Genomic DNA, 23,100 nt, shown 5'->3' with positions numbered 1-23,100 from the left:
AAGATCACCTCGAACTTCGCCCGCAACTCCGGAGTCGTCGCGCCGCGGACTCTGCTCATCAACTGCCGATCCTGCGGGAGGATCGTGATTCCGCGTTGGCGTTGCCGGTCGACGTGATCGCTCTCCTGCCCGTCCGGATCCAGGTGAGCGAGCAGCCGGTCACCGACCTTGCCCAGATCATCCGGATTCAACCCAGCCGCAGCCTCGGCCAACTCCGCCTCGGCACGGGCTTTGACCTCCGGCGAGATACAGCCGGGCACTTTCGCCAAAACGCCCGAGATCACCAACGCGTGTTCGGCGCCGACAGTCCCGCCCGCCACCGCGGCAGCGGTCGCCGGCTTGCGCGGAGGCAGGGTCTGCCCCTGGAAGTTCGAGAACTCACCGATCGCCTCAGCCATCCGCAACCGCCGACCCGCCTCCCGGGTCCCCAGCCGCAAGCCCTGTGAGAGGTATTGGTGCGGATTCAGATAGCCGGCGGTGCGGTGCGCGTTGCGGTCGGAGACCTCCACCAGCAGCGCCGCGGAGATGCCGTCCCAGCGTCGCCGAATCCGTTCGGCAGTCTGTGTGTGGGCCAGCAGTTCCGGTTCGGTCTCCGGCGACAGGGAGGTCTCGGCGAGTTTGACCGCCGCGGCATCGATCAGTGCCAGTAGTTCGGCGGGCCGCCCCGGCAGCGCACCGGTGGCAACGACAGTCGCGATCGAATCGGTGATCGGACCGCTCATCACTGCCACCTCCCCCGAGTGTTTCAGCTGGTCAAACCATGTTTTCTTGACCTACCAGAACTCTACCAACGGGGTATGACAGAACACATTAGGGAATCGATCATATGTGCCAATCTGCCTCAGCCAGTCCCCACCCTCACCGGTCCTCAGCGGCGCCCGACAGCGTCTCCGGCAGGCCCGCCAGCGAGAACAGTTCGGGCTCGAAGAAGGCACCGACGTGCGCCACCCGACCGTCGACGATCGTCAGGACATCGAGTTGGAAACGACGCCAGACGTCGCCGTCGCGCATGAACATCCCGGCCGCCGGCAACCCGTTGCAGGACGTCTTGATCATCCTGATGTCGCCGGCTTCCTTGGCCGGGCACTGGCTGAGGGTGAGCACGCCGATGTTCTCGGCACCGAGATACCAGCCCGGGAACGGCGGCATCTCCCACACCGCATCGGCGGCGAGCACGTCCACCACGCCGGGGATGTCGTGCCGCTCGAACGCAGCGCAGAACTCGTCCCACACCTGCCGCTCGTGGTCGGACAGTTCCGCGACGCGCCGACCCTCTAGCCGGGTGCCCTCGCCGACCGCCCTGCGTGCGCGCGACAACGCGCTGTTGGCCGCCTCGACTGTCATGTCGAGTGCTTCGGCGGTCTCGGCCGCACTGAACGCGAGCACGTCGCGCAGAATCAACGCCGCGCGCTGACGCGCCGGAAGCTCCTGCATGGCGGCGACCATCGCCAGCCCCACCGACTCCCGCGCCGTCACCGTCGACGCGGGATCGCCCAGCGCGCCGTCCGGCAGCGGCTGCAGCCACGGGATCTCATGGTTCGGGATCACCGGTTCACGGGGATCGGAGGCCTCGGTGCCCAACCCGCTCGGCAGAGGCCTCCGCGCCCGGCTCTCCAGTGCGTTGAGACAGGTGTTGGTCGCGATCCGATACATCCACGTGCGGACCGACGACCGTCCTTCGAAGCTGTGAAAGGCCTGCCACGCACGCAGATACACGTCCTGCAGCACATCTTCGGCGTCGGTGGCCGATCCCAGCATGTGATAGCAGTGCACGAGAAGCTCGGCGCGCAGGGCACCGGTGGCCGCTTCGAAGTCACGGTCGTCGGTCATCGCCTCGTCAACTCCTCCGCCGCTCCTGGGCGGTCACTGGTGTCCCGGTCGTCACTGCGCCTGCTGCTGCGCGGCGTACGCCTCAGGTCCGGTCTCCACCGCGGCCGGATCCATCCACATGATCTCCCAGCCGTGGCCGTCGAGATCGTAGAACGAGCTTCCGTACATGAACCCGTGGTCTTCCACGTCCCCGGCCGTCGCACCGGCTTCCAGGGCCTTGCTCACGATGCCGTCCACCTCCTCACGGCTCTCCGCGCTCAGGCACAGGATCGCGCCGCTGGTGGTCGTGGCGTCGATGATCTGCTTGGTGGGCACGAAACTCTGGTAGAAGTCGCGGCGCAGCAGCATCGCGACGATGGTCTCGCCCAGCACCATCGCGGCGGCGTTCTCATCGGTGAAGCGGTCGTCGAACGTGTATCCCATCTTCCCGAAGAACTCCCGGGACGCGTCCAGGTCGGCGACGGGCAGGTTCACGAAGATCATCTTGTGCATCGGGTTCTCCTTGCAGTCTGCGGCGTCCCTCTCGGAGGCCGTCATAGAGATAGACAGCCCGGCCCGGCAGAACTGATCGGTCGACGTGAGATCTATTTCCGCGAAGAGCTCACAGATCCCGGATCGCGGGGGCGTCCGGGACGGTCAGCACCTCGATCGGATCGCCCGCGGTGATCGTTCCTCGCTCGACGACGCGCAGGTAGGGCCCCACGCGGCGGGCCTGAGCGAATCGTTTCACCCACCCGCGGCCGTCTTCGCCCATCCATCGTGCGAACGTCTGACAGGGGATCCGCGGCGACGTGACCTCGACGATCACCTTCTCGCCGATACGCCATCGCTCACCGATCCGCGCACCGTTCACATCGATTCCGACCGTCCGCAGGTTCTCCCCGAAGAAGCCGGGCGGAATCTCCCGGCCGAGCTCGGCCGCCCAGTAGTCGGCGTCCTCCTGCGCATAGACGTACAGCGCCTTGTCCGGGCCGCCGTGATGCTTGCGATCGGCCTGCACATCGGCGAACGCCCCGTATTCGCCGATCCGGACCGGCCCGCTGACCGGCCGCTTGTCGATGGCCGTCGTCCCCACACTGCCTGGATCCGGATGCAGGGCTGCTACGACGCAGATCGCGGTGACTTCGGCCATGCGGTCAGCCTACGGCGAGGATCTCCCGGGGATCGAAGGTGACGTTCACACGAGTGATGAGGCCGGCCTCGACATGCGTCCAGTTCGCGACCGCGGTCGGAGGCGCCCCGGCCATGCCGAGATCGAACCAGGTGATGACGTCGGTGTCGTCGGCGAGCCGTTTGCGGATCTCGAGGCTGTCGGTCCCGGCCGCCATGCCGTTCAGCCCCTGCAGGAACTCATCGGGTCCGGATGCCGTGCCGAGAACTCCGACGAACTCGCAGTCATCCGCCAGATGAGGCCGCAGGTCGGAGAAGTCCTTGCGCCGCCAGCAGTCGACGTAGAGTTCCGCGATCTGGAGCGGAGTGCGTGCGGGGATGGCAGATGGTGTATCAGTCATGTCTTCACTGTCCGCCCATACGAGGGCATACGTCCAACAGCTGGTACTTCTGCGAACTAGAATCACTGGTTATGGAGCTGCACCAGCTGCGATATCTCGTCGCGGTCGCCGACCACGGCTCGTTCACCGCCGCCGCCGAGGAGTTGCTGGTCAGCCAATCGGGAGTCAGCGCCCAGGTCGCCAAGCTGGAGAAGGAACTAGGGCATCGCCTTCTCGACCGCTCCGGCCGGACCGTCGTCCCGACCGCGGAAGGCGATGAGATCCTGGTCCACGCGCGCGCAGTCGCGCGGGCAGTCCAGGCGGTCCGGACCACCGCTGACGAGCTCACCGGTCTCGTCCGCGGGCACGTTCGGCTGGGCACCGTGATCGGCTGCACCATCCCCGGCTACCTGCGTGGGTTCGCCGACTTCGGGAGTGCCCACCCCGACGTCTCGGTCACCGTCACCGAGGACAACTCCGACCGGCTGATCGCCGATCTGGAACGCGGCCGGCTCGACGTCGCGGTGGTGGCGCACGCCGAACCGCTGCCGGCCGCCCTCGGACCTCGCACCCTGATTCGCGAGCCGTTGGCGGCCGTGGTTCCGAACCGTCATCCGTGGGCCGACTACGACCGTGTCCCGCTGTCGGAACTCGCCGACGTCACCGTGCTCTCGCTCCCCGAGGGCACCGGTGTCCGGGCGGCCCTCGCCGAGACCGCCGCAGCCGAGCAGGTGCCCATCGTTCCGGCCGTGGCAGCGCATTCGCCCTCCGCGGTGCTGGCGCTCGCCGAACTCGGCAGCGGCGTCGGACTGCTCACCGCGTCGATGGCCGCCGGCCATCCGGGGGTGGTAGCGATCCCGGTGGCGCGCTCGCGGCGGACGTCGCTCTCGCTGGCCCGCCGACCGGACCCCTCCGCGGCAGCCCGGGCCATGACCGCAGCGCTCGCCCGCCGGCTCACCCCCGCGCAGTGATCTCCGGACCCGGCGGTCAGCGGATCGTGGTCGCGAACGACCCCGCGGCCAGAACGGTGCAGCCGAACACGACGATCGCCATCGGCGTCGCGCTGGCCTCCCCACCGATACCGACCAGAGGCGAGACGATCGCACCGACTGTGAACTGAAGGGACCCGAGGACCGCGGAGCCGGTGCCCGCGCGCTCCCGGACCTCGCCGAGTGCCAACGCGGTCGCGTTGCCCGCAGTGAAACCGAAACTCGAGGTGAGGCAGAACATCAGCACGAGCAGCAGCCAGTGGACGCCGGGCACGGCCAGTGCGACGACCAGCATCGCGACGCCCACAGCCGAGAGCACGGCCACTCCCGCGGCGAGCAGGGCGTGCGGGCGGAACCGCCTGAGAAGCCGGTTGTTGGTCCACCCCGCGATACCGATGCCCACCGCGTTCACGGCGAACAGCACCGAGTACATCCCGGGCGAGAATCCCATCACCTCTTGGATCACGAACGGCGAGGCCGAGATGTACGCGAACATCGCACCGAACCCGATGCCGAAGGTCAACGTGTAGCCGAGGTAACGGCGGTTGCCGAGAACCGCCCCGATGCCGCATCCGATCGCCCGCGGCTCGATCGGATGCGGCATCGGGGCGGGCAGCGTCTCGGGGACGAAGGCGACGACGGCCATGAGCATCACCGCCGCCAGGCCGGCGAGGACGAAGAACACACCGCGCCACCCGATCGGCCCCACCAGCGCTCCGCCGAGCAGCGGCGCGACCACCGGCGCCGCGCTGGTGATGATCATCATCACGCTGAACAGTTTCGCCGAGCGGTCCCCCGAGGTCCGGTCCGCGATCACTGCACGAGCGACCACGACACCGATCCCGCCGGTGACTCCTTGCAGGAAGCGGCAGGCGATGAGGACGATGATCGACGGTGCGAGTGCGCACCCGAGCCCCGCGACGGCCAGCAGAACGGTACCGACGATCAGCGGCCTGCGGCGTCCGAGTCCGTCCGAGAGCGGTCCCACCAGCAATTGCCCCGCCGCCAGCCCGAGCATGAAGGCGGTGAGCGTGAGCTGAACCGACGACGGCGACGCCTGAAGATCGTCCGCCACCCGCGGGAGTCCGGGCAGATACATGTCCGTCGCGAGCGGAGCGATGGCCGACAGCAGGGCGAGGCTGAGCAGCATCGCCAGACCGATGCCGCTGCCGGGAGCGCTCGCACCGTCGAGGCGGGACGTCCGGTCAGACGTATCCGATGCCATGAGTCGAAGTTACCGGCCACGGCCGGCGATGCCGGATCCGCCGCCGCGGGCCGGTAACCTGCGGGCGTGGACTTCTCCCTGCTGCGACGTGCCCCCGACGTCGAAGGCCCCGGTCTCGTCGCAGCCGATGCCGCCGACCGGTTGATCCTGGACGAGGCGGCCGATCTGCTCGCGGCCGCACCGGACGGCACGGTGGCGGTGATCGACGACGCCTACGGCGCCCTCGCACTCGGCGCGGTCGACGCGGGGGCGACCGACGTCCGCAGTCATCAGGACCTGATCACCGGCGAACGCGCTCTGCAGCGCAACGCCGAGGCGATGGGTGCGGGTGCGGACATCCGCAGTCTGCCCTCTGTAGCCGACGCCGTCGCCGACGCCCGGGTGGTGCTGGTACGACTGCCCCGCGGCCTCGACCGGCTCGCCGAGGTGGCTGCGCTGATCGCCGCCCACGCCGACGCGGACGTGACCTTGGTGGCCGGCGGCCGGATCAAGCACATGTCGGTCGCGATGAACGACGTGCTCGGCGAGTTCTTCGATCGCGTCGACGTCAGCCACGCCCGGCAGAAGTCGCGAGTTCTGTTCGCCCGCCGACCGCGCGCCCGGCTCGCCGACGAACGAGCCCGTTCGTGGCCGCAGACCCGGCGGGACGGCGACCTCGGTCTCACCGTCGCGGCCCACGGCGGCGTGTTCGCCGGAGCCCGCGTGGACGTCGGCACTCGATTCCTGCTCTCGGTACTCGACGGCGCACGACCCGATGCGGCCACCGCGGTGGACCTCGCCTGCGGCAACGGCGTGGTCGGCGCCGCGCTCGCGCGGTCGCGGCCCGGACTCACCGTTCTCGCGACCGATCGGTCGGCCGCCGCGGTGGCGAGCGCACGAGCGACGGCCGAAGCGAACGGCCTCGCCGACCGCGTCCTCGCGGTTCAGGCCGACGGTCTGGAGACGACCCCGGACGGGACCGAGGAATTCGTGGTGCTGAATCCGCCGTTCCACAGCGACGCCGCTCTCTCGACGGGTATCGCCCACCACCTCTTCGCGGAGGCCGCCCGCGCCCTGCGGTCCGGTGGCGAACTGTGGTGCGTGTGGAACTCGCACCTGCGCTACCGCCGGTCACTCGAACGGATCGTCGGCCCCACCAGGCAGATCGCGCGGAATCCGAAGTTCACCGTCACCGCGTCGGTAGCGCGCTGACCCGCCCGATTCAGCGCGGGAGGATTCCGTCGAGCACGATCGACAGGTACTGGTCGGCGATCTGCTCGACGGTCTTGGCACCCCCCGGCCGGTACCAGCGCACCGCCACCCAGACCGTGTCGCGGATGAACCGATAGACGAGTTCGACGTCGAGGTCTTCGCGGAAGTCACCTTCCTCGACGCCGCGCCGCAGGACCGCCGCCCACAGGGCGCGGAACTCCACATTCCGTTCGGCGATGTAGTCGAACCGCTCCTGCCCGATCAGTTGCCGGGATTCGTTCTGGTAGATCGCCACGGCGGTGTGCTGGGAGTCGATGGCCTCGAAGGACACGATCACGAGCCGACGGATAGTATCTGTCGCGGACAGCCCGGCTTCGGTGATCTCCCGATAGCGTGCGAACAACGCGTCGAGGAAGCTCCGGAGCAACTCGTCGACGATCGACTCCTTGGAGTCGAAATGGTGGTACAGGCTGCCGGACAGGATGCCTGCGGCGTCGGCGATGTCACGGACCGTCGTCGAGCGGAGCCCGCGTTCGGCGAAGAGCTGACCGGCGATCCCGAGCAGTTCGTCGCGGCGGGTGGGTCCGGTCGTGGATGTCTTCGACGCCAACGTGCCTCCTCGTACGACTTCCCCCACCCTAGCAAGTGCTTGTTTGGCTGGGGAACGTCGCCGGGATACGGCCGCGCGCGAACACGTTGCGCGCGCGGCCGCCGGCTCAGCGCTTCTTGTTCGACTTCTTGATCGCGCGACGGTTGAGGAACCGCCACACCTTCATCTGCATCGCGGTCATCCGCGCGTCCCGCTTGGTGAACGGCGGAGTCATGACCTCGGCGAAGGAGATCGGCAGCGACGACACGGTGACGGCGCGGGCATGACTGAACGTGTTGAACCCGAACTCACCGTGGTAGTTGCCCATGCCCGACCGTCCGACGCCGCCGAAGGGCAGGCCCTGCGAGAGCATGTGCAGTCCGAAGTCGTTGCCGGAGATGGAACCGCTGCGGGTGTTGTCGGCGACCGTCCGCAGATTCGCGTTGTCGTCCCCGGCCCAGTAAAGGGTCAGCGGGTGACCCGCCGAGTTGATCTTGTCGATCGCCTCCGACAGTTCGCGGTACGGGTAGACGGTCAAGACCGGGCCGAAGACCTCGTCGTCCTCGATCTTCATTCCGGGCTTCACTCCGGTCAGCAGAGTCGGCGGAATCTTGCGCTCCTGCGCGTTCGGCAGTTCCTCGCCGGCGGGCACCACCTGCCGCTTGGTGGCGCCGAGGCTGACCGCGTCGTCGATGAGGCCGACGATCCGCTGGTAGTTCTTCTCGTTGATGGTGGAGGTGTAGTCGCCGTTCCCGACGATCGTCGGGAAGTTCGCCGTCCACCGCGCGATCACCTTGTCGGTGAACTCGCCCACCTTGTCCTCGGGTACGAAGACGTAATCGGGACACAGGCACACCTGGCCGCCGTTGATCATGCGGGCGTCGGCCAGGAAGTGCGCCGCCTTGGTGATGTCGGTGCCGCGGTCGACGATCGCCGGATTCTTGCCGCCGAGTTCCAGAGTCACCGGCACGAGGTTCTTCGCGGCCTCCTGCGCCACCGACGAACCGACCTCCGGCGAACCGGTGAAGAACATGTGGTCGACCTTCAGCTTCGCGAAGTCCGAACCGCCGCCGTGCTTGCTGGTGATGACCGCGAGCTCCTCGATCGAGAAGTAGTCGGGGGCCACCCGGGCGATGACGTCGGTGGTCTTCGCGGTGATCGACGACGGCCTCATGAGGACACGGTTGCCCGCGGCGAACGCGGACGCGGCGGGCACGATCGTCAGCTGCAGCGGGAAGTTCCACGGCCCCATGATCGCGACGACACCCAGCGGGTCGCGGCGCAGCCGCTGGGTGAATCCGACCATCCCGGCCACCTTCGCCACGTTGGTCTCGCGCATCCACTTCTCGGCACTGCGGCGCTGGTGCGCGAGGTCGATCATGCAGCCGGCCACGTCGGCCGCGATCGAGAGATCTGCGGGCCGGGACCCGAAGTCCTCGGTCAGGGCGGCGGTGATCTCGTCGGCGTGGTCGAGCAGCAACTGCCCCAGGCGATTGATCCGGTCGATGCGCGTCTTCGCATCCGGAATGCCGTCGCGCAGGAATGCGGCCTTCTGGATGTCGACCAGTTCTTCCATGGTGTGCGCCTCGGACGACACCTTGTCTCCCGCACGCACTGCCACATCCGCCGGCTTGGTCATTCCACTCTCCACTCGTGAGTCACTGACGTTCTGTGAGACAAATTCTCGTAGTCATCCCAAGTGTAGCCACCGGGTGGCGCGAATCACAGGGCGGGCGGTACGGCGCCGGTCAGCGACTGTCGCGCCGGGTGAGTGGTCACCGTGCGCCGTCTCAGCTCAGCCGAGGCGCTCGATGATGGTGACATTGGCGGTACCGCCGCCCTCGCACATGGTCTGCAGTCCGAATCGGCCGCCGGTGCGCTCCAACTCGTTCAGCATGGTGGCGAACAGTTTGGCTCCGGTCGCGCCGAGCGGATGCCCCAGCGCGATCCCGCCGCCGTTCGGATTCACCCGAGCCGGATCGGCTCCGGTCTCCTTGAGCCACGAGAGCACGACGGGCGCGAAGGCCTCGTTGATCTCGACGACGTCGATGTCGTCGATGCTCATTCCGGTCTTCTTCAGCGCGTACTCGGTGGCCGGAATCGGCGCCGAGAGCATCATCACCGGATCGTCGCCGCGCACCGACATGTGGTGGATGCGCGCGCGGGCCGTGAGACCGTACTGCTTCAACGCCTGCTCGGACACCACGAGAGTGGCCGACGCTCCGTCGCAGATCTGCGACGCGACGGCCGCGGTGAGCTGCGACCCCTCGGCCAGGACGTCGAGCGAGGCCATCTTCTCCAGGGAGGTCTCGCGCGGGCACTCGTCGACCACGCAGTCGCCCAGCGGCACGTACTCGTTGTCGAAGCGACCCTCGGCGATGGCCGTCTTGGCGCGCTGATGGCTCGCGAGCGCGAACTCCTCCATCTCCCGCCTGCTGATGTCCCACTTCTTGGCGATCATGTCGGCTCCGACGAACTGACTGATCTCCTGATCGCCGAAGCGCTGCGTCCAGCCCTTCGACTCGGCCGTGGGAGTGGTGAAGCCGAACGGCTGACCGGCGATCATCGCCTGGCTGATCGGGATCGCGCTCATGTTCTGCACACCGCCGGCGATGACGACGTCCTGCGTCCCGCTCATCACGCCCTGTGCGGCGAAGTGGATGGCCTGCTGGCTCGAGCCGCACTGGCGGTCGACGGTGGTGCCGGGGACTCCCAGCGGCAGTCCGGCCGCGAGCCATGCGGTACGTGCGATGTTGCCGGCCTGCGGACCGATGGTGTCGACACAGCCGAAGACCACGTCGTCGACCACCTCGGGGTCGATGCCGGTGCGGTCGACGATCGCCTTGATGACATGTGCGCCCATGTCGGCGGGGTGGACGGCGGCGAGTGAGCCGTTGCGCTTGCCGACGGGAGTGCGGACCGCGTCGACGATGTAAGCGGAAGTGGTCATGGGAGAGCTCCTAGAGAATCACGGGGTCGGGTCAGGCACGCTGGCTGGAGACGGACACGATCTCACCGGTCATGTACGTGGTGTAGTCGCTCGCGAGCATCGCGATCACCGACGCGATCTCCCAGACCTCGGCGGCGCGGCCGTAGGCCTCCCGCGCGGCGAGTTCATCGAGGAGATCGTCGCTGGTGACCTTCGCCAGGAAGGGATGCTTGGCGATCGAGGGCGAGACCGCATTGACGCGGACTCCGTAGTCGGCGGCCTCGACGGCCGAACAGCGGGTCAGCGCCATCACGCCGGCCTTGGCCGCGGCGTAGTGGGCCTGGCCGCGCTGCGCCCGCCAGCCGAGGACTGAGGCGTTGTTCACGATCACCCCGCCCCGAGGCGACCGGGACTGCGCCGCGTCGTTCTGCGCCGCGTCGCGGAAATAGCGCAGTGCGGCGCGCGTGGCGCGGAACGTGCTGTTCAGCGTGATGTCGAGGACGCGGTCCCACTGCTCGTCGGTCATGTCGGCGACGGGTGTCTCGCCGCCGAGGCCGGCGTTGTTGACCAGGACGTCGATGCGGCCGAGTTGCTCGGCGGCATCCGCGACCAGCGCATCCACCTGTTCGGTGCTTGAGACGTCGCAGACGAAGGAGGCCACCTGCTGCTCGGGGAACTCGGCCGACAGCTTCTCCACCGTCTCGCCGAGGCGGCGCTCATGGAAGTCGGAGACGAGGACGTCGGCGCCTTCGAGCAGGACCCGACGTGCGGTCGAGAACCCGATACCGGTGCCGGCGGCCGCGGTGACGATCACCTTTCTGCCCGTCAGCAGGCCGTGGCCGCCGACCTCCTCGGGCGCGGTCGCCAGCGGCGAGACGGGTCGGGTGTCACTCATGCGCGTGCCTCTCGGGGAAGGCCGAGCACTCGCTCGGCGATGATGTTGCGCTGCACTTCGTTCGAGCCGCCGTAGATGGTGTCGGCGCGGGTGAAGAGCAGAAGTCGTTGCCACTCGTCGAGTTCGACGTTCTCGGGGTCGGTGATGTCGTTCGCGCGACCCTCGGTGGTGGCGGGCGGACCGATCAACGAGGGCGCACCGACCACCGCGACCGCGAGCTCGCCGAGGTCGCGATGCCAGTTGCCCCAGAGCAGCTTGGTCACCGACGCCGCGCCGGCCTCCGACACGATGTCGCCGGCGAGCGTGCGCCGCGCATTGGCCTCCATCACGGTGAGACCGACCTTGGCCCGGCGCAGCCGTTCGGCGACGGCGGGATCGTCGATCGACCCGTTGGCCCGCGCGATGGCGACGATGTCGTCGAGTTCCCTCCGGAAGCCGACCTGCTGGCCCAGTGTGGAGACGCCCCGCTCGAACTGCAGCAGCCCCATCGCGACCTTCCAGCCGTCGCCGGGTTCGCCGACGATCAGGTCGGCGCTGGTGCGCGCGTCGTCGAAGAACACCTCGTTGAACTCCGAGGTTCCGGTGATCTGCTGGATCGGCCGGATGGTGACGCCGGGCTGGTCGAGCGGGACGAGCAGAAAGCTCAGTCCCCGGTGCCTCGTCGAGCCCTTCTCCGTGCGGGCGATCACGAACGCCCACTGCGACAGATGCGCCAGCGAGGTCCAGATCTTCTGGCCGTTGACCACCCACTCGCCGGACGCGTCGTCGAGAACCGCGGTGGTCGCGACCCCGGCGAGGTCGCTGCCCGCGCCCGGTTCCGAGTAGCCCTGCGCCCACAGTTCGGTCACCTCCACGATGCCGGGCAGGAAGCGCGCCTGCTGGTCCGGTGTGCCGTACTCGATGAGCGTCGGGCCGAGGAGTTCCTCGCCGAGGTGGTTCACCCGCGCCGGAGCGTTGGCTCGCGCATACTCCTGGTGGAAGATGATGCGCTGCTCGATGGTCGCGCCGCGGCCGCCGTGCCGTACCGGCCAGCCGAGGCAGGTCCAGCCCGCCGCTGCGAGATGGCGATCCCACTCCAGCCGCTCGGCGAAGAACTCGTGCTCGCTGCCGGGTCCGCCGCGACCGCGGAGCTCGGCGAAGTCGCCGACGAGATTGGCTTCGAGCCAGTCCCGGACCGCTGCCGCGAAGACTTCCGCGGCGTTCGGCGTCGCCGCTGCCCATTCGCCCAGATCGACGCTGCGATCGGCGAGATTGATCGTCGTCATGACCGCTAGCTTAACCTACCAAGCATTTGCTAGGTTTTGGATATGCTCCCGAATCCGCTCACCACTCCCGCCGCCCTGCATCGCGCCGAGAGGCAGTGGCCCGACGGCGTCGCGATCGTCGACGACCAGTGGGGCGAGCGCGTCTCGCTGACCTGGCCGCAGTTCGCCGACCGCGTCCGGCGGTTCGCGGCGGGCCTCATCGGACTCGGCGTCGAACACGGCGACCGGGTCGCGGTATGGGCGCCCAACAGTCACCACTGGCCGATCGCCGCGCTCGGAATTCAGTACGCCGGCGCCGTTCTGGTCCCGCTGAACACTCGCTACACCACAAGCGAGGCCGGTGACATCATCGACCGTTCCGGCGCGAGCGTCGTCGTCGTCTCCGGTGAGTTCGCCGGCATCGACCGCCTCGGCGAAGTGCTGTCGTCGTCGATCCCCGAAGGTCGCACCGTTATCTCGATCCCGCTCGGCGACGCTGCCGAGAGTCCGGGCGCGGTGCCGTGGGAGTCGCTGCTGGAGTCCGCGACCGACGACCTCGTCCGGCAGGCCCGGGCAAGGGCCGAGGCGGTGCGGGAGGACGACCTCTCCGACATCCTGTTCACCTCCGGAACCACCGGGGCCCCGAAGGGCGTGATGGCCGAGCACCGCCAGACGCTGCACGGATCACATGCCTGGGGCGACAACGGCGGCCTCCGCGACACCGACCGCTACCTGATGGTGAACCCGTACTTCCACACCTTCGGCTACAAGGCGGGGATTCTGCCGTCGATCCTGTTCGGCGCCACGATGTTCCCCCTGGCCGTCTACTCGCCGAGCGCCTCCATGGAGTCAGTCGCACGCGAGCGGATCACGGTGTTCCCCGGCGCCCCGACCATCTTCCAGACGATTCTCGACGACCCGGCCCGTGCGGACTTCGACCTCTCGAGCCTGCGGCTCATCGTGACCGGTGCGACCATCGTTCCCGTGGTCCTGGTGGAGCGACTGCAGTCCGAACTCGGCGTCGACACCGTCATCACCGCGTACGGCCAGACCGAGACGAGCGGATTCATCACCACCTGCCGCCCGGACGACGACGCGCAGACCGTCGCCGAGACCTGCGGCCGCGCCTTCTCGGGCATGGAGGTGACACTGTCGGAGCAGGGCGAGGTGCTCACCCGCGGACTCATGGTGATGCGCGGCTACCTCGACAACCCCGAGGCCACGGCGGAGACCATCGACGCCGACGGCTGGCTGCACACCGGCGACATCGGCACCCTCGACGACCGCGGCAATCTCACCATCACCGACCGCCTCAAGGACATGTACATCTGCGGCGGTTTCAACGTGTACCCCGCGGAGGTTGAACAACTGCTCTCACGGTTCCCCGACGTCACCGAGGCCGCCGTCATCGGTGTCCCCGACGAGCGCCTCGGCGAGGTCGGCAAGGCCTTCCTGACCGTCCGCCCCGGAGCGTCGGTCGAGCCCGAGGCGGTGATCGCCTTCGCTCGCGAGCACCTCGCGAACTTCAAGGTCCCGCGCGTCATCGAGATCGTCGACGCATTCCCCCGCAACGCCGCGGGCAAGATCCTCAAGCGCGAGATGCACTGACCGCTCGCAGCGCGGCCGGTCAGCCGCGCTGCGAGCGCGAGAACTCCGTCTCGCACATCGAGACGCCGAAGTCGTGCATCCCGAGGACGGCGACGCCCATCGCGATCAGTGTCACCACACCGACGATCACCCACGTCCGCGTGCGCTGCGACAGCGAGACCGCAGCCAGGGACCCCACCACGACGACGGCGAGATAGGCCGTCCACGCGATCCACGCCCCGCGCGCCGCGGCATCGGTATGCGAATCCTGCAGAGCCGGCAGACAGCGATCGACCCCGTCGTCCATCAGGATCAGGCCGCCCACCGACGCGATGGCTCCGACCACTGATCCGAACAACGCGGCGATACCGGTCCGAATCCAGACATTCTGCACATGACAACTGTGCCACATCCAAAACCGGTCAACCGGTACGTTTCCATCTTCGGCGAGTGATCACCCCTCACGGCGCAGGACGAAGCGCTGGATCTTTCCGCTCGGCGTCTTGGGGAGCGCGTCGACGAAGTGCACCGTCCGCGGATACGCATGCTTGGAGTACTCGTCGCGGACCAGGTTCTTGAGCTCGGTCGCGAGAGCGTCGCCCGCGGCGTAGCCCTCCGAGAGCACGACGAAGGCCTCGACCACTTCACCGCGGATCCCCTCCGGATCCGGCCGGCCCACCACCGCGACCTCGTTCACCGCGGGATGGCCCGCGAGGACGCTCTCGACGTCGAAGGGGCCGATCCGGTAGCCGGCGGCCAGGATCACGTCGTCGTCGCGCGACGTGAAAGAGAAGTAGCCCTCGTCGTCGACCTTGCCGGTGTCGGCGGTCAGGTACCACTTGCCGTCGGCGGTGAATCGTTCGGCGGTCTTCTCGGGAGCCGCGTCGTAGCCGGAGAACCACAGCAGCGGGCTGGCCTGCACGTCGAGCGCGATCTGCCCTTCGGCGATGCCGCCGGTGAAGCCCGGCATCGCCTGCCCCATCGAGCCCGGCTTGAGCGGCTCGGCCAGTTCCGGATGCCAGTGGTTGCCGATCACCATGCCGAGCTCGGTCTGCCCGTAGTGGTCGCGCACCTCGCAGCCGAGGTTCTCGACTCCCCACGACACGATGTCGGGCGTCAGCGGCTCCCCCGCCGACGACGCCCGTCGCAGGACGATCCCGTCGAGGTCGGCACTCGCACGCATCGCGCGATAGATGGTCGGCGCCGCCGCGAAGTTGGTGACGCCGAACTCGCGGATGACGGCGACGGTCGACTCAGGGGTGAAGCCCTGGTTCAGCAGCAGGCTCGTCCGGCCCGCCACCATGGGCGCCAGCAGCGCGTAGTAGAGGCCGTACGCCCAGCCCGGATCGGCGGCGTTCCAGAACACATCGTCGGCGTTCACGTCGAGCGAGTAGTGCAGATACGTCTGGAACGCCGCGAGGCTGAAGAGCGGAACCGGGACACCCTTGGGCTTGCCCGTGGTGCCGGAGGTGTACAACTGCGCCAGCGTGGCGTCGCCGCCGATGGCGACCGACTCGGCCAACGGCTCGGCCGAGACCGATTCGGCGACCAGCTCGTCGACGTCGAGGACCGTCACCGCATCGATCGGATCCACCTTGTCGCGCTGCGAGGCGTCCGTGATCACGAACTGGGCGCCCGAGCCCTCGGTCCGCAGTTCGATGGCCCCGGTCGCGAAGGCGGTGAACAGCGGCACGTGCACTGCGCCGAGCCGCCACAGCCCGAGCAGCGTCACCACCAGCGCACGACGTTTGCCGAGTAGCACCGGCACCCGATCTCCGCGCCGCACGCCCCGCCCGGCCAGCACGGTCGCCATCGCGCGAGACTCGTGGGCGAGCTGGGCCCAGGTCATCGACTCGAAGGTCAGGTCCGGCTCGACGAGCGTGAACGCGACACCCTCCGGATCGTGCCTGTCGCAGAGCAAGTGGGCCGCACTCGCGTCCGGCGCCCGGTACTCCTCGAGCCAGGCCCGGGTCTGCTGCTCTGCATTCATACGACTCTCCACTCGTGTCGACGGCATGATTTGGGACAATCATTCTTGTGACCCGTGACACCGACAACCCTCCGAAGAGGGGTGCGCCCCACGACGAGCTGGCTCGGCAGCTCCGGCGCCCGCTCGAGCGGCTCCGCCGGCACACCGGCGCCAGTCTCGCCTTCGCCGGCCGCGTGGTGCCCGACGCCGCCTCGGGCGACGGGCACGCCGTCGAGCTCAGCTACTTCGACGGCGACGTGGTCGGTCCGCTCCGGGGAGTCCAGCTCGACTACGGTCACGGTCTCGGCGGACGGGTCCTGACGAGGCGCCGGGCCACCGCTGTGCACGACTACGTCCAGTCGCCGCTGATCACGCACACCTATGACGCGATCATCCGCGCCGAACAGCTGTATTCGATGGTCGCCGCACCGATCATCGTGGGCCGCAAGCACATCGGAGTCCTGTATGCGGCGCGTCGGAGCCGGCACGATCAGCTCGACGCCACACTCGACGTCGTCACCGACGAGGCCCGCGCCGTCGAGCAACAACTCACCGTGGCCGAGGTGCTCGGGGCGATCCGCACGGACGACGAGGAGCGTGAGCTGACCGCGTGGCGGAGCCGCGTGCAGGCCTCGTACACCGAACTGCGGACCCTCGCGGCCGACATCGGCGACGCCTCGGTGCGCGCACGGATGCTGGAGATCGCCGCGCAGTTGGCGGGCGAGGCGCCCGCAGAGGAACTGCCCGTCCGTCTCACCGCCCGCGAACAGGACGTGCTCAGTCTCCTCGGCGCGGGGCTCACCAATCCGGCGATCGCCGCGCGGCTCGGCATCGGACTGCACACGGTCAAGGGCCACGTGAAGTCGCTGCTGGTGAAGCTCGACGCGAACTCCCGCTTCGAAGCGGTCGTCAACGCCCGTCGAATCCGTCTCCTCCCCTGACTGCGCCGTGTGAGTGAAATCGCAGTTCACCGCGACTGAAGCGTCATTCGTTCGACCGACCGACGGGCTAACGGTTCGCCGATCCCTCGTGACATTCCGGGTAGCGGTCGACATACACCGACACACGCAGGACGACACCGCGGCCCGGCCGCTGCCGCTGCACCTGCGAGAGGAGTGGTCATGATGCGAAATCCCATTCGCAGCACGACACGGATCGCCGCGGCGGTCGCCATCGCCGCATCCGTAGCGGTCGGAGCCGGAGCGGTCAGCGCCGGTGAGGCCGCGGCCGACGGCTTCCCGAACGGACCGTACTGCAACGGCCCGGCGAAGGTGCTCGCGGAATCGGCATGGTCGCAGGTCGCGATCTGCCCGGTTCAGGGACCCACCGGCTGGGAGTACAGCGGGAAGGGCAAGGTCACCGGGAACACCATCGACCTGTGGGGAGCCACCCAGAACGGCTACGGCTTCCACGCCTACAACAACGGCTACACCTACCACGTGCACCGCGACCGGTTGCTGATCACCGGCCCGAACGGAGGTGTGGTCTCCAACGAACCGTGGATCAGCTACATGGAGCGCTGACCGCGTGCGTCGGTCGCCGGCCGGTCGGGACGCGATCCCGGCGGCCGGTGACTGCCGCTACTGAATCGGCTTGACGAGCGGGAACAGCACCGTCTCGCGGATTCCGAGGCCGGTCAGCGCCATCAGCAGCCGGTCGATGCCCATGCCGGTGCCCGCAGTGGGCGGCATGCCGTGCTCCATCGCGGCCAGGAACTCCTCGTCGAGGACCATGGCCTCATCGTCGCCGGCCGCGGCCAGCCGCGCCTGGTCGACGAAGCGTTCACGCTGAATCACCGGGTCGACGAGTTCGGAGTAGCCGGTCGCCAGCTCGAAGCCGCGCACGTACAGGTCCCACTTCTCGACCACGCCGGGGACCGTGCGGTGCGAGCGCACCAGCGGCGAGGTCTCCACCGGGAAGTCGCGGACGAAGACCGGCTCGTCGAGCTGAGAGCCCACCAGGTGCTCCCAGAGCTCCTCCACCAGCTTGCCGTGTCCGTAGCCCTTGTCCTTCGGCACCTCGAGCCCGACCCGGTCGGCGATAGCCAGCAGTTCCTCGACGGAGGTCTGGGCGGGGACGATCTCCTCGCCGAGGGCCTCCGACAGCGACGGGTACATCGACAGCGAGGTCCACTCGCCGGAGAGGTCGTACGTGCTGCCGTCGGGCATGGTCGGCGTCAGGGTGCCGAGCGCGCCCATCGCCACCGACTGGACGAGTTCGCGGGTCATCACGGCGGCGTCGTCGTAGGTGCCGTAGGCCTGGTAGGTCTCCAGCATCGCGAACTCCGGCGAGTGCGTGGAATCGGCGCCCTCGTTGCGGAAGTTGCGGTTCACCTCGAAGACGCGTTCGATGCCGCCGACCACGCAGCGCTTGAGGAACAGTTCCGGCGCGATACGCAGGTACAGATCCATGTCGAAGGCGTTGGAGTGGGTCACGAAGGGGCGTGCCGCCGCTCCGCCGTGCAGCGTCTGCAGCATCGGCGTCTCGACCTCGAGGAAGCCGCGGTCGGTCAGGAACTTGCGGAGCTGCGCCATCACCTCGATCCGGGTGCGCGCGATGGCCCGCGCCTCGGGACGGACGATGAGGTCGACGTACCGCTGGCGGACGCGCGACTCCTCGTTCATCTCCTTGTGCGCCACCGGCAGCGGTCGGAGCGCCTTCGACGCCATCTCCCACGAGTCGGCCATGATCGACAGCTCGCCGGTGCGGGAACTGATCACCTCGCCGTGGACGAAGACGATGTCGCCGAGGTCGGTGTCGGCTTTCCACCGCGCGAGCGACTCCTCGCCGACGCCGTTGAAGCTCACCATCGCCTGCAACTGCGTGCCGTCGCCCTCCTGCAGGGTCGCGAAACAGAGCTTGCCCTTGTTGCGGAGGAAGATGATGCGGCCGGCGACGCCCACCTCGACCCCTGTCTCGGTGCCGGCTTCCAAATCCGGGTACTCCGCACGGATCTCGGCGAGGCTGTGCGTGCGCGCGACGGCGACCGGATACGCCTGCCGCCCCTCGTCGAGGATGCGCTCACGCTTCTCCTGACGGACCCGCACCTGCTCGGGGGTCTGGTCGGCGGCTGCGGTCTTGGTGGTCGGCGCGCTGGAAACCTGGTCACTCACGCACCCAAGGTTAAGCGGCCCACCAGGGGCAAGACCAATCAGCGGGTCATTACGGCGTATCGAACAGTCCGAGCACGTCAGCGCCGACGGAACCGTTGATCCCGCGCTCGCGCAGCGCGGCGTGCCCGCCGACCACGAACCGTGCGCCGAGGACGCCGCGCGCCTGCAGATGCCATGCCAGCATCTCGGCGTCGTATCCGTCGTCGCTCACCAGCACCCACCGCGCGTCGACGGTGGCCGTGCGCAGGCGATCGGGCGAGTCCGGGGAGAGCAGATCGAGGGCGTCGTCCACGTCGAGCGCCATCGCGCCCACGAGTGCGCCGGCGGCCGATCGTGCGACGGCGCTGCGAAGGTCGACGGCCACGGCGCCGTCGGCGAGCGTCGCGAGGTACTCCTCGGCCTGCAGGGACAGCGGAGCGTCGGTGTACGAGGTGGTGACGGGTGCAGAGAATGCGAGAGTCATGGAGAGGTGATCCTGTGATCGAACGAGCGGGGGTTGGCGAAATCGGCCGACCGCGTAAGCGCGGTGTCAGCCTCGACAACACTCCTGACAGCTCTTGATCACGACGACGAGTTTGCCACAGCTTCGCGCCGTTGACCAGACTCGGCGCAGTCGTGAGTTAAATTCGCTGCCTGCGCTTATGCCGTATTGCGTTACCTGAATCGGGTAATCGAATACGGCACAGGCTCACTCGAGCCGATGCCGGCCGCGGTGCGGCAGGGGCGGTCGACCGTCTGCCCCCCATCCGAGCCGGATGGTCCGCTTACGGCCATAGGCGATCGCGTCCAGGTCGCGCTCGAGGTCGCTGTCACGAGCGCGCGCGGTGTCGTGGTGTGCTCGGCCGTCGAGTTCCACGATCAACCGCCAGTCCGGATACTCGACGTCGCGGAACCCGCGTCGTCCGACGCCGGTCGGCGTCTGCCGCACCGACGCCGGCAGTCCGTGGGCCCGTTCCACATCGCGTAGATAGCAGTGTTCGAGCACCGAGCACGTGCCGTCGCGGACGTCGAAGAGCACACGCTCGAGGAAATCCCGCCTGCTCGTCCGCTGCCTGCTCGCCAGCGCCGCGAGGAGCCGGTCCGCCGTCGTCGCACGGGCCTGGACGGCTCCGGAGAGGCACGCGACGGCGTCGAAGTCGGTCCGCGCCCGGCCGGCCACATCGAGTACCGCGTGCTCGGGCCGCACACGCGGCGGGTGCGTGTGCATCAGCGCCCGCTCCGCCAGGTGACGGCTGTAGTGGACCACCACGCCCGGCCGACTCGACAGCCGTCGTCGGGCATCCACGACGACATGGATCGGACCCGAGGCGGTCGACGACGAGGCGGCGAGAATCGCCGACTCGTGACTCAGTGCCGCAGGCATCGCCCACAGCACCGCGATCCATTGGCGTTGCCGCTCAGTCGGCGGTCCGGTGTGCGTCACGTAGACACCGGGGCATGCGGCGACCCAGTCCCAGCTCCGCAAGCGTTGCCTGACGAACGCGGACGTCAGTTCGCACTCGAGGACCTGTCGTCGCGCGACCACACCCTCCTGATTCGCCAGCAGATGTGTGAGCGCCACCCGTGGTCGATCCCCCGATTCCCCCATCCGTCGAGTGTGAGCCGGGCCCGGTCGCCACGGACGACGTTCGGGTCGCCTGTGGACAACGGGCGACCCGAAAGCCATGTGCCGTACGCCGTTACCCGATTCGGGTCAGGAAGTACGGCGTAAGGCGAACGCCCGGTCAACTACTTCTGACACGAATTCGTCGCAGACGCATAATCCGAGTGTGCTCCGCATTACAGTGTCTGCCATGCCGTCGAACCGCTTGTCCCGCCGCCAGTTCCTGCGTGCGAGCGCAGCGACCGCCGGAGCCGTCGCCGCGGGCAGTGTCCTGGCCGGACACGTCCACGCCGACCCCGCCTCCGCCGCGAACACCGCGGGTACCACCCTCGCGCAGGTCGCGGCTCCGGGGCGGGCTCGCAAGGGCGGCTACCGGCAGCTGGTCGCGGGCAAAGGCTGGCCGCTGTTCATCCGGCAGGAGCTGGCGGCTGCCAAGCCCGGACGCGAGACGGCCCGGAGCGCCCTCGCCTCGTTCGTCCAGCTCACCGACATCCACATCGCCGACGTGCAGAGCCCCGCGCGGTTCGAGTACGTCCATCCCGTGCAGGCCCCGGCCTTCCGCCCGCACGAGGCGCTCGGCACACAGGGCGCCGTCGCGCTGGTGAAGCGCATCAACGCTCTGGCGCGCGGGCCGTTCACCGGAAGGTCGTTCGACTGCGTCGTCTCCACCGGCGACAACACCGACAACCACGAGATCGTGGAGCTCGGTTGGTTCCAGCACATCCTGTCGGGCGGTTCCATCACCCCGAACACGGGGGCGAAGAACCGATTCGAAGGACTGCAGGCGCTGGGGTCGTCGCTCTACTACCGTCCCGAACTCGACTCGTGGGACATCTACAAGGACCGCGGCTTCATCCAGATCCCCGGCCTGCTTCACGCCGCGATCAAGACGCACTCCAGCCCAGGCCTCGACATGCCGTGGTACGCGGTGTTCGGCAACCACGACGATCAGCTGCTCGGCACCGTGCCGAACAACATCGTCGACTGGCTGTACCACTCGAACGTCAAGTACGACCTCCCCGACACCGATCCCACGGCGGCCGCCATCGGCAGGGCGCTGAGCACCGACCCGGCGGCGCTCGGTCCGCTGCTCGCGAAACTGCGCACCACCGGCCCCGTGATCCCGGTGACGGCCGACGCCGGCCGACGGCCGTTCTCGCCGCGGGAATTCATCCGCAGGCACTTCGACCCCGCGATCAAGGGCGCGGGTCCGCTCGGGCACGGTTTCGCCGATCCCGACGGGCCGTCCTGGTACCGATTCGACATCTCCGAGAACGTCCTCGGACTCGCACTCAACACGACGAACAGTCTCGGCATCGCCGACGGGTCGATCAGCCAGAAGCAGCTCGACTGGATGAACCGCACCATCGCCGCCAACCGCGACAAGCTCGTGATGGTGTTCAGCCATCACACATCCAAGACGATGACCGCGAAGCTGCCCAACCCGGAGACTCCCGGCGAACAGCAGTACGGCGGCGACCACCTCGTCGCGCAGCTCCACCGGCACACCAACGTGATCGCGTGGGTGAACGGCCATACGCACCGGAACGAGATGATCGCCCACCGCGGCGCCACGCCGAAGAACAGCTTCTGGGAGATCAACACCGCCAGCCACATCGACTACCCGCAGCTGGCCCGGATCATCGAGGTCGCCGACAATCGCGACGGCACACTCAGCATCTTCACACCGCTGATCGAAGCCGACAGCCGCTACACCGCCGACCCGTCCGACCTGTCACCTGCGGGGCTGGCCAGCCTCTACCGCGAACTGTCGTACAACGACATCCACCGCGACGACGCGCTGCTCGGCGCCCCGAACGACCGCAACTGCGAGCTCTTGCTGCCGAACCCGCTGCACTGAGCCGGAGAACCCGAACACCTTCTCCGAGATCGCTAAGCCCAGAGGTCTTGAGCCCGCGACACCGCAGGCTCGCCGCCGACCTCGGAGAATGCCGTGAGTGCGCGGACCAGTTCATGCCGCTGCTCCGCGGTGAGACGGCTGATGACCTGCTCGATCTCGGCACGTCGGCGATCAGTGACCTCCCGCACCGTCGCCGCCCCGTGAGAGGTCAGCGTGACGATGAGTTCGCGCCGCGTCTGTTCGCTCGGAGTCCGTTCGACCAGCCCGGCGTGAGAGAGCCGATCGATCATCCGCGATGCGGTCGACGGCTGGACCGCAAGTCTGTGCGCCAGCGATGAGAGGTTCATCGGGCCACTGTTCGACAGCAGCACCAAGACGCGGAACTGGGCGATGGTGATCGAATCATCCACTTGAGCAATAGATTTCGCCGATAGCGAGACCAGAAGACGCGAGGCGGTCAATACGGCGTCGGCCACGTCGTCGACGCTGATCGAATGTCCGTCCGCGGGGCGTCCTGCTGCTGCCGTCACAAGAGAAAACTACCCTACCCATCGATTAGCCGATGTAACTGTTGCATACTGCAAT

23 protein-coding genes are annotated in these 23,100 nt (G+C 68.2%); 6 read left to right on the top strand and 17 right to left on the bottom strand.

Going from position 1 to position 23,100, the window contains the following annotated elements; all coding sequences use genetic code 11:
• The 5 genes from GSI01S_RS08920 to GSI01S_RS08900 all read right to left on the bottom strand — a co-directional run.
• On the bottom strand, positions 1-722 hold a 722-nt coding region (locus tag GSI01S_RS08920; RefSeq protein ID WP_006896214.1), incomplete at its 3' end, for a DUF222 domain-containing protein.
• A 136-nt stretch (positions 723-858) separates the two neighbouring features.
• The gene (locus tag GSI01S_RS08915; RefSeq protein WP_006896213.1) at positions 859-1,830 is read right to left on the bottom strand and encodes a sigma-70 family RNA polymerase sigma factor; all 972 of its coding nucleotides are present in this window, start codon (positions 1,828-1,830) and stop codon (positions 859-861) included.
• Between the two features lie 51 nt (positions 1,831-1,881).
• Positions 1,882-2,322 carry a VOC family protein gene (locus GSI01S_RS08910; protein WP_006896212.1) on the bottom strand — a complete coding sequence of 147 codons (441 nt, stop codon included), beginning with the start codon at positions 2,320-2,322 and terminating at the stop codon, positions 1,882-1,884.
• 109 nt (positions 2,323-2,431) lie between these two features.
• On the bottom strand, positions 2,432-2,962 hold the full coding sequence (locus GSI01S_RS08905) for an MOSC domain-containing protein (RefSeq protein WP_006896211.1): 531 nt from the start codon (positions 2,960-2,962) through the stop codon (positions 2,432-2,434).
• Positions 2,963-2,966: 4 nt separating this feature from the next.
• Positions 2,967-3,341 (bottom strand): nuclear transport factor 2 family protein, encoded by a 375-nt coding sequence (locus GSI01S_RS08900; protein ID WP_006896210.1) that lies wholly within the window; start codon positions 3,339-3,341, stop codon positions 2,967-2,969.
• A 71-nt stretch (positions 3,342-3,412) separates the two neighbouring features.
• Between GSI01S_RS08900 and GSI01S_RS08895 the strand changes: the two genes are divergently transcribed.
• Positions 3,413-4,291: a LysR family transcriptional regulator gene (locus GSI01S_RS08895; protein ID WP_006896209.1), complete on the top strand. Its 879-nt coding sequence runs from the start codon at positions 3,413-3,415 to the stop codon at positions 4,289-4,291.
• A gap of 16 nt (positions 4,292-4,307) precedes the next feature.
• Here GSI01S_RS08895 and GSI01S_RS08890 read toward each other — a convergent pair whose 3' ends face one another.
• The gene (locus GSI01S_RS08890; protein WP_006896208.1) at positions 4,308-5,534 is read right to left on the bottom strand and encodes a multidrug effflux MFS transporter; all 1,227 of its coding nucleotides are present in this window, start codon (positions 5,532-5,534) and stop codon (positions 4,308-4,310) included.
• A 66-nt stretch (positions 5,535-5,600) separates the two neighbouring features.
• On the opposite strand from GSI01S_RS08890, the gene GSI01S_RS08885 reads away from it, so the two are divergent.
• Positions 5,601-6,725, top strand: a complete 1,125-nt coding sequence (locus GSI01S_RS08885; protein WP_006896207.1) for a class I SAM-dependent methyltransferase — start codon at positions 5,601-5,603, stop codon at positions 6,723-6,725.
• 10 nt (positions 6,726-6,735) lie between these two features.
• Here the strand turns inward: GSI01S_RS08885 and GSI01S_RS08880 are convergent, their stop codons facing one another.
• From GSI01S_RS08880 to GSI01S_RS08860, 5 genes are all read right to left on the bottom strand, one after another.
• Complete coding sequence (locus GSI01S_RS08880) at positions 6,736-7,335, bottom strand: TetR/AcrR family transcriptional regulator (protein WP_006896206.1); 600 nt, start codon at positions 7,333-7,335, stop codon at positions 6,736-6,738.
• Between the two features lie 106 nt (positions 7,336-7,441).
• Positions 7,442-8,953, bottom strand: coding sequence for an aldehyde dehydrogenase family protein (locus tag GSI01S_RS08875; RefSeq protein ID WP_006896205.1), 1,512 nt, complete (start codon positions 8,951-8,953; stop codon positions 7,442-7,444).
• Positions 8,954-9,109: 156 nt separating this feature from the next.
• Positions 9,110-10,264 carry an acetyl-CoA C-acetyltransferase gene (locus GSI01S_RS08870; RefSeq protein WP_006896204.1) on the bottom strand — a complete coding sequence of 385 codons (1,155 nt, stop codon included), beginning with the start codon at positions 10,262-10,264 and terminating at the stop codon, positions 9,110-9,112.
• Positions 10,265-10,295: 31 nt separating this feature from the next.
• Positions 10,296-11,138: an SDR family oxidoreductase gene (locus GSI01S_RS08865; RefSeq protein WP_006896203.1), complete on the bottom strand. Its 843-nt coding sequence runs from the start codon at positions 11,136-11,138 to the stop codon at positions 10,296-10,298.
• Positions 11,135-12,403, bottom strand: a complete 1,269-nt coding sequence (locus GSI01S_RS08860) for an acyl-CoA dehydrogenase family protein (RefSeq protein WP_006896202.1) — start codon at positions 12,401-12,403, stop codon at positions 11,135-11,137. The genes GSI01S_RS08865 and GSI01S_RS08860 overlap by 4 nt, the downstream gene beginning before the upstream one ends.
• Before the next feature lie 42 nt (positions 12,404-12,445).
• On the opposite strand from GSI01S_RS08860, the gene GSI01S_RS08855 reads away from it, so the two are divergent.
• Positions 12,446-13,990 (top strand): FadD3 family acyl-CoA ligase, encoded by a 1,545-nt coding sequence (locus GSI01S_RS08855; RefSeq protein ID WP_006896201.1) that lies wholly within the window; start codon positions 12,446-12,448, stop codon positions 13,988-13,990.
• A 19-nt stretch (positions 13,991-14,009) separates the two neighbouring features.
• Here GSI01S_RS08855 and GSI01S_RS08850 read toward each other — a convergent pair whose 3' ends face one another.
• Entirely contained in the window at positions 14,010-14,363 is a 354-nt protein-coding gene (locus GSI01S_RS08850) for a hypothetical protein (RefSeq protein ID WP_231650100.1), read from the bottom strand.
• Positions 14,364-14,423: 60 nt separating this feature from the next.
• Positions 14,424-15,959, bottom strand: a complete 1,536-nt coding sequence (locus GSI01S_RS08845; RefSeq protein WP_006896199.1) for an AMP-binding protein — start codon at positions 15,957-15,959, stop codon at positions 14,424-14,426.
• A 47-nt stretch (positions 15,960-16,006) separates the two neighbouring features.
• On the opposite strand from GSI01S_RS08845, the gene GSI01S_RS08840 reads away from it, so the two are divergent.
• Positions 16,007-16,879 (top strand): LuxR C-terminal-related transcriptional regulator, encoded by an 873-nt coding sequence (locus GSI01S_RS08840; RefSeq protein ID WP_006896198.1) that lies wholly within the window; start codon positions 16,007-16,009, stop codon positions 16,877-16,879.
• 183 nt (positions 16,880-17,062) lie between these two features.
• Positions 17,063-17,461: a hypothetical protein gene (locus GSI01S_RS08835; protein WP_101841655.1), complete on the top strand. Its 399-nt coding sequence runs from the start codon at positions 17,063-17,065 to the stop codon at positions 17,459-17,461.
• 57 nt (positions 17,462-17,518) lie between these two features.
• On the opposite strand, the gene lysS is transcribed toward GSI01S_RS08835, so the two are convergent.
• The 3 genes from lysS to GSI01S_RS08820 all read right to left on the bottom strand — a co-directional run bounded on the left by lysS (position 17,519) and on the right by GSI01S_RS08820 (position 20,639).
• Positions 17,519-19,051: a lysine--tRNA ligase gene (gene lysS / locus GSI01S_RS08830; protein WP_006896196.1), complete on the bottom strand. Its 1,533-nt coding sequence runs from the start codon at positions 19,049-19,051 to the stop codon at positions 17,519-17,521.
• Between the two features lie 49 nt (positions 19,052-19,100).
• Positions 19,101-19,514 carry a hypothetical protein gene (locus GSI01S_RS08825; protein ID WP_006896195.1) on the bottom strand — a complete coding sequence of 138 codons (414 nt, stop codon included), beginning with the start codon at positions 19,512-19,514 and terminating at the stop codon, positions 19,101-19,103.
• A 225-nt stretch (positions 19,515-19,739) separates the two neighbouring features.
• Complete coding sequence (locus GSI01S_RS08820) at positions 19,740-20,639, bottom strand: putative endonuclease domain-containing protein (protein ID WP_157225323.1); 900 nt, start codon at positions 20,637-20,639, stop codon at positions 19,740-19,742.
• A 205-nt stretch (positions 20,640-20,844) separates the two neighbouring features.
• Between GSI01S_RS08820 and GSI01S_RS08815 the strand changes: the two genes are divergently transcribed.
• On the top strand, positions 20,845-22,515 hold the full coding sequence (locus tag GSI01S_RS08815; protein WP_006896193.1) for a TIGR03767 family metallophosphoesterase: 1,671 nt from the start codon (positions 20,845-20,847) through the stop codon (positions 22,513-22,515).
• A 32-nt stretch (positions 22,516-22,547) separates the two neighbouring features.
• On the opposite strand, the gene GSI01S_RS08810 is transcribed toward GSI01S_RS08815, so the two are convergent.
• Entirely contained in the window at positions 22,548-23,045 is a 498-nt protein-coding gene (locus tag GSI01S_RS08810; protein ID WP_006896191.1) for a MarR family transcriptional regulator, read from the bottom strand.
• Positions 23,046-23,100: the final 55 nt, after the last annotated feature.

The organism is Gordonia sihwensis NBRC 108236, from assembly GCF_000333035.1.
Classification (GTDB): Bacteria; Actinomycetota; Actinomycetes; order Mycobacteriales; family Mycobacteriaceae; genus Gordonia; species Gordonia sihwensis.
Note: the sequence above shows the minus strand (reverse complement) of the source record. Positions and strands in the feature narration are given on the sequence as shown.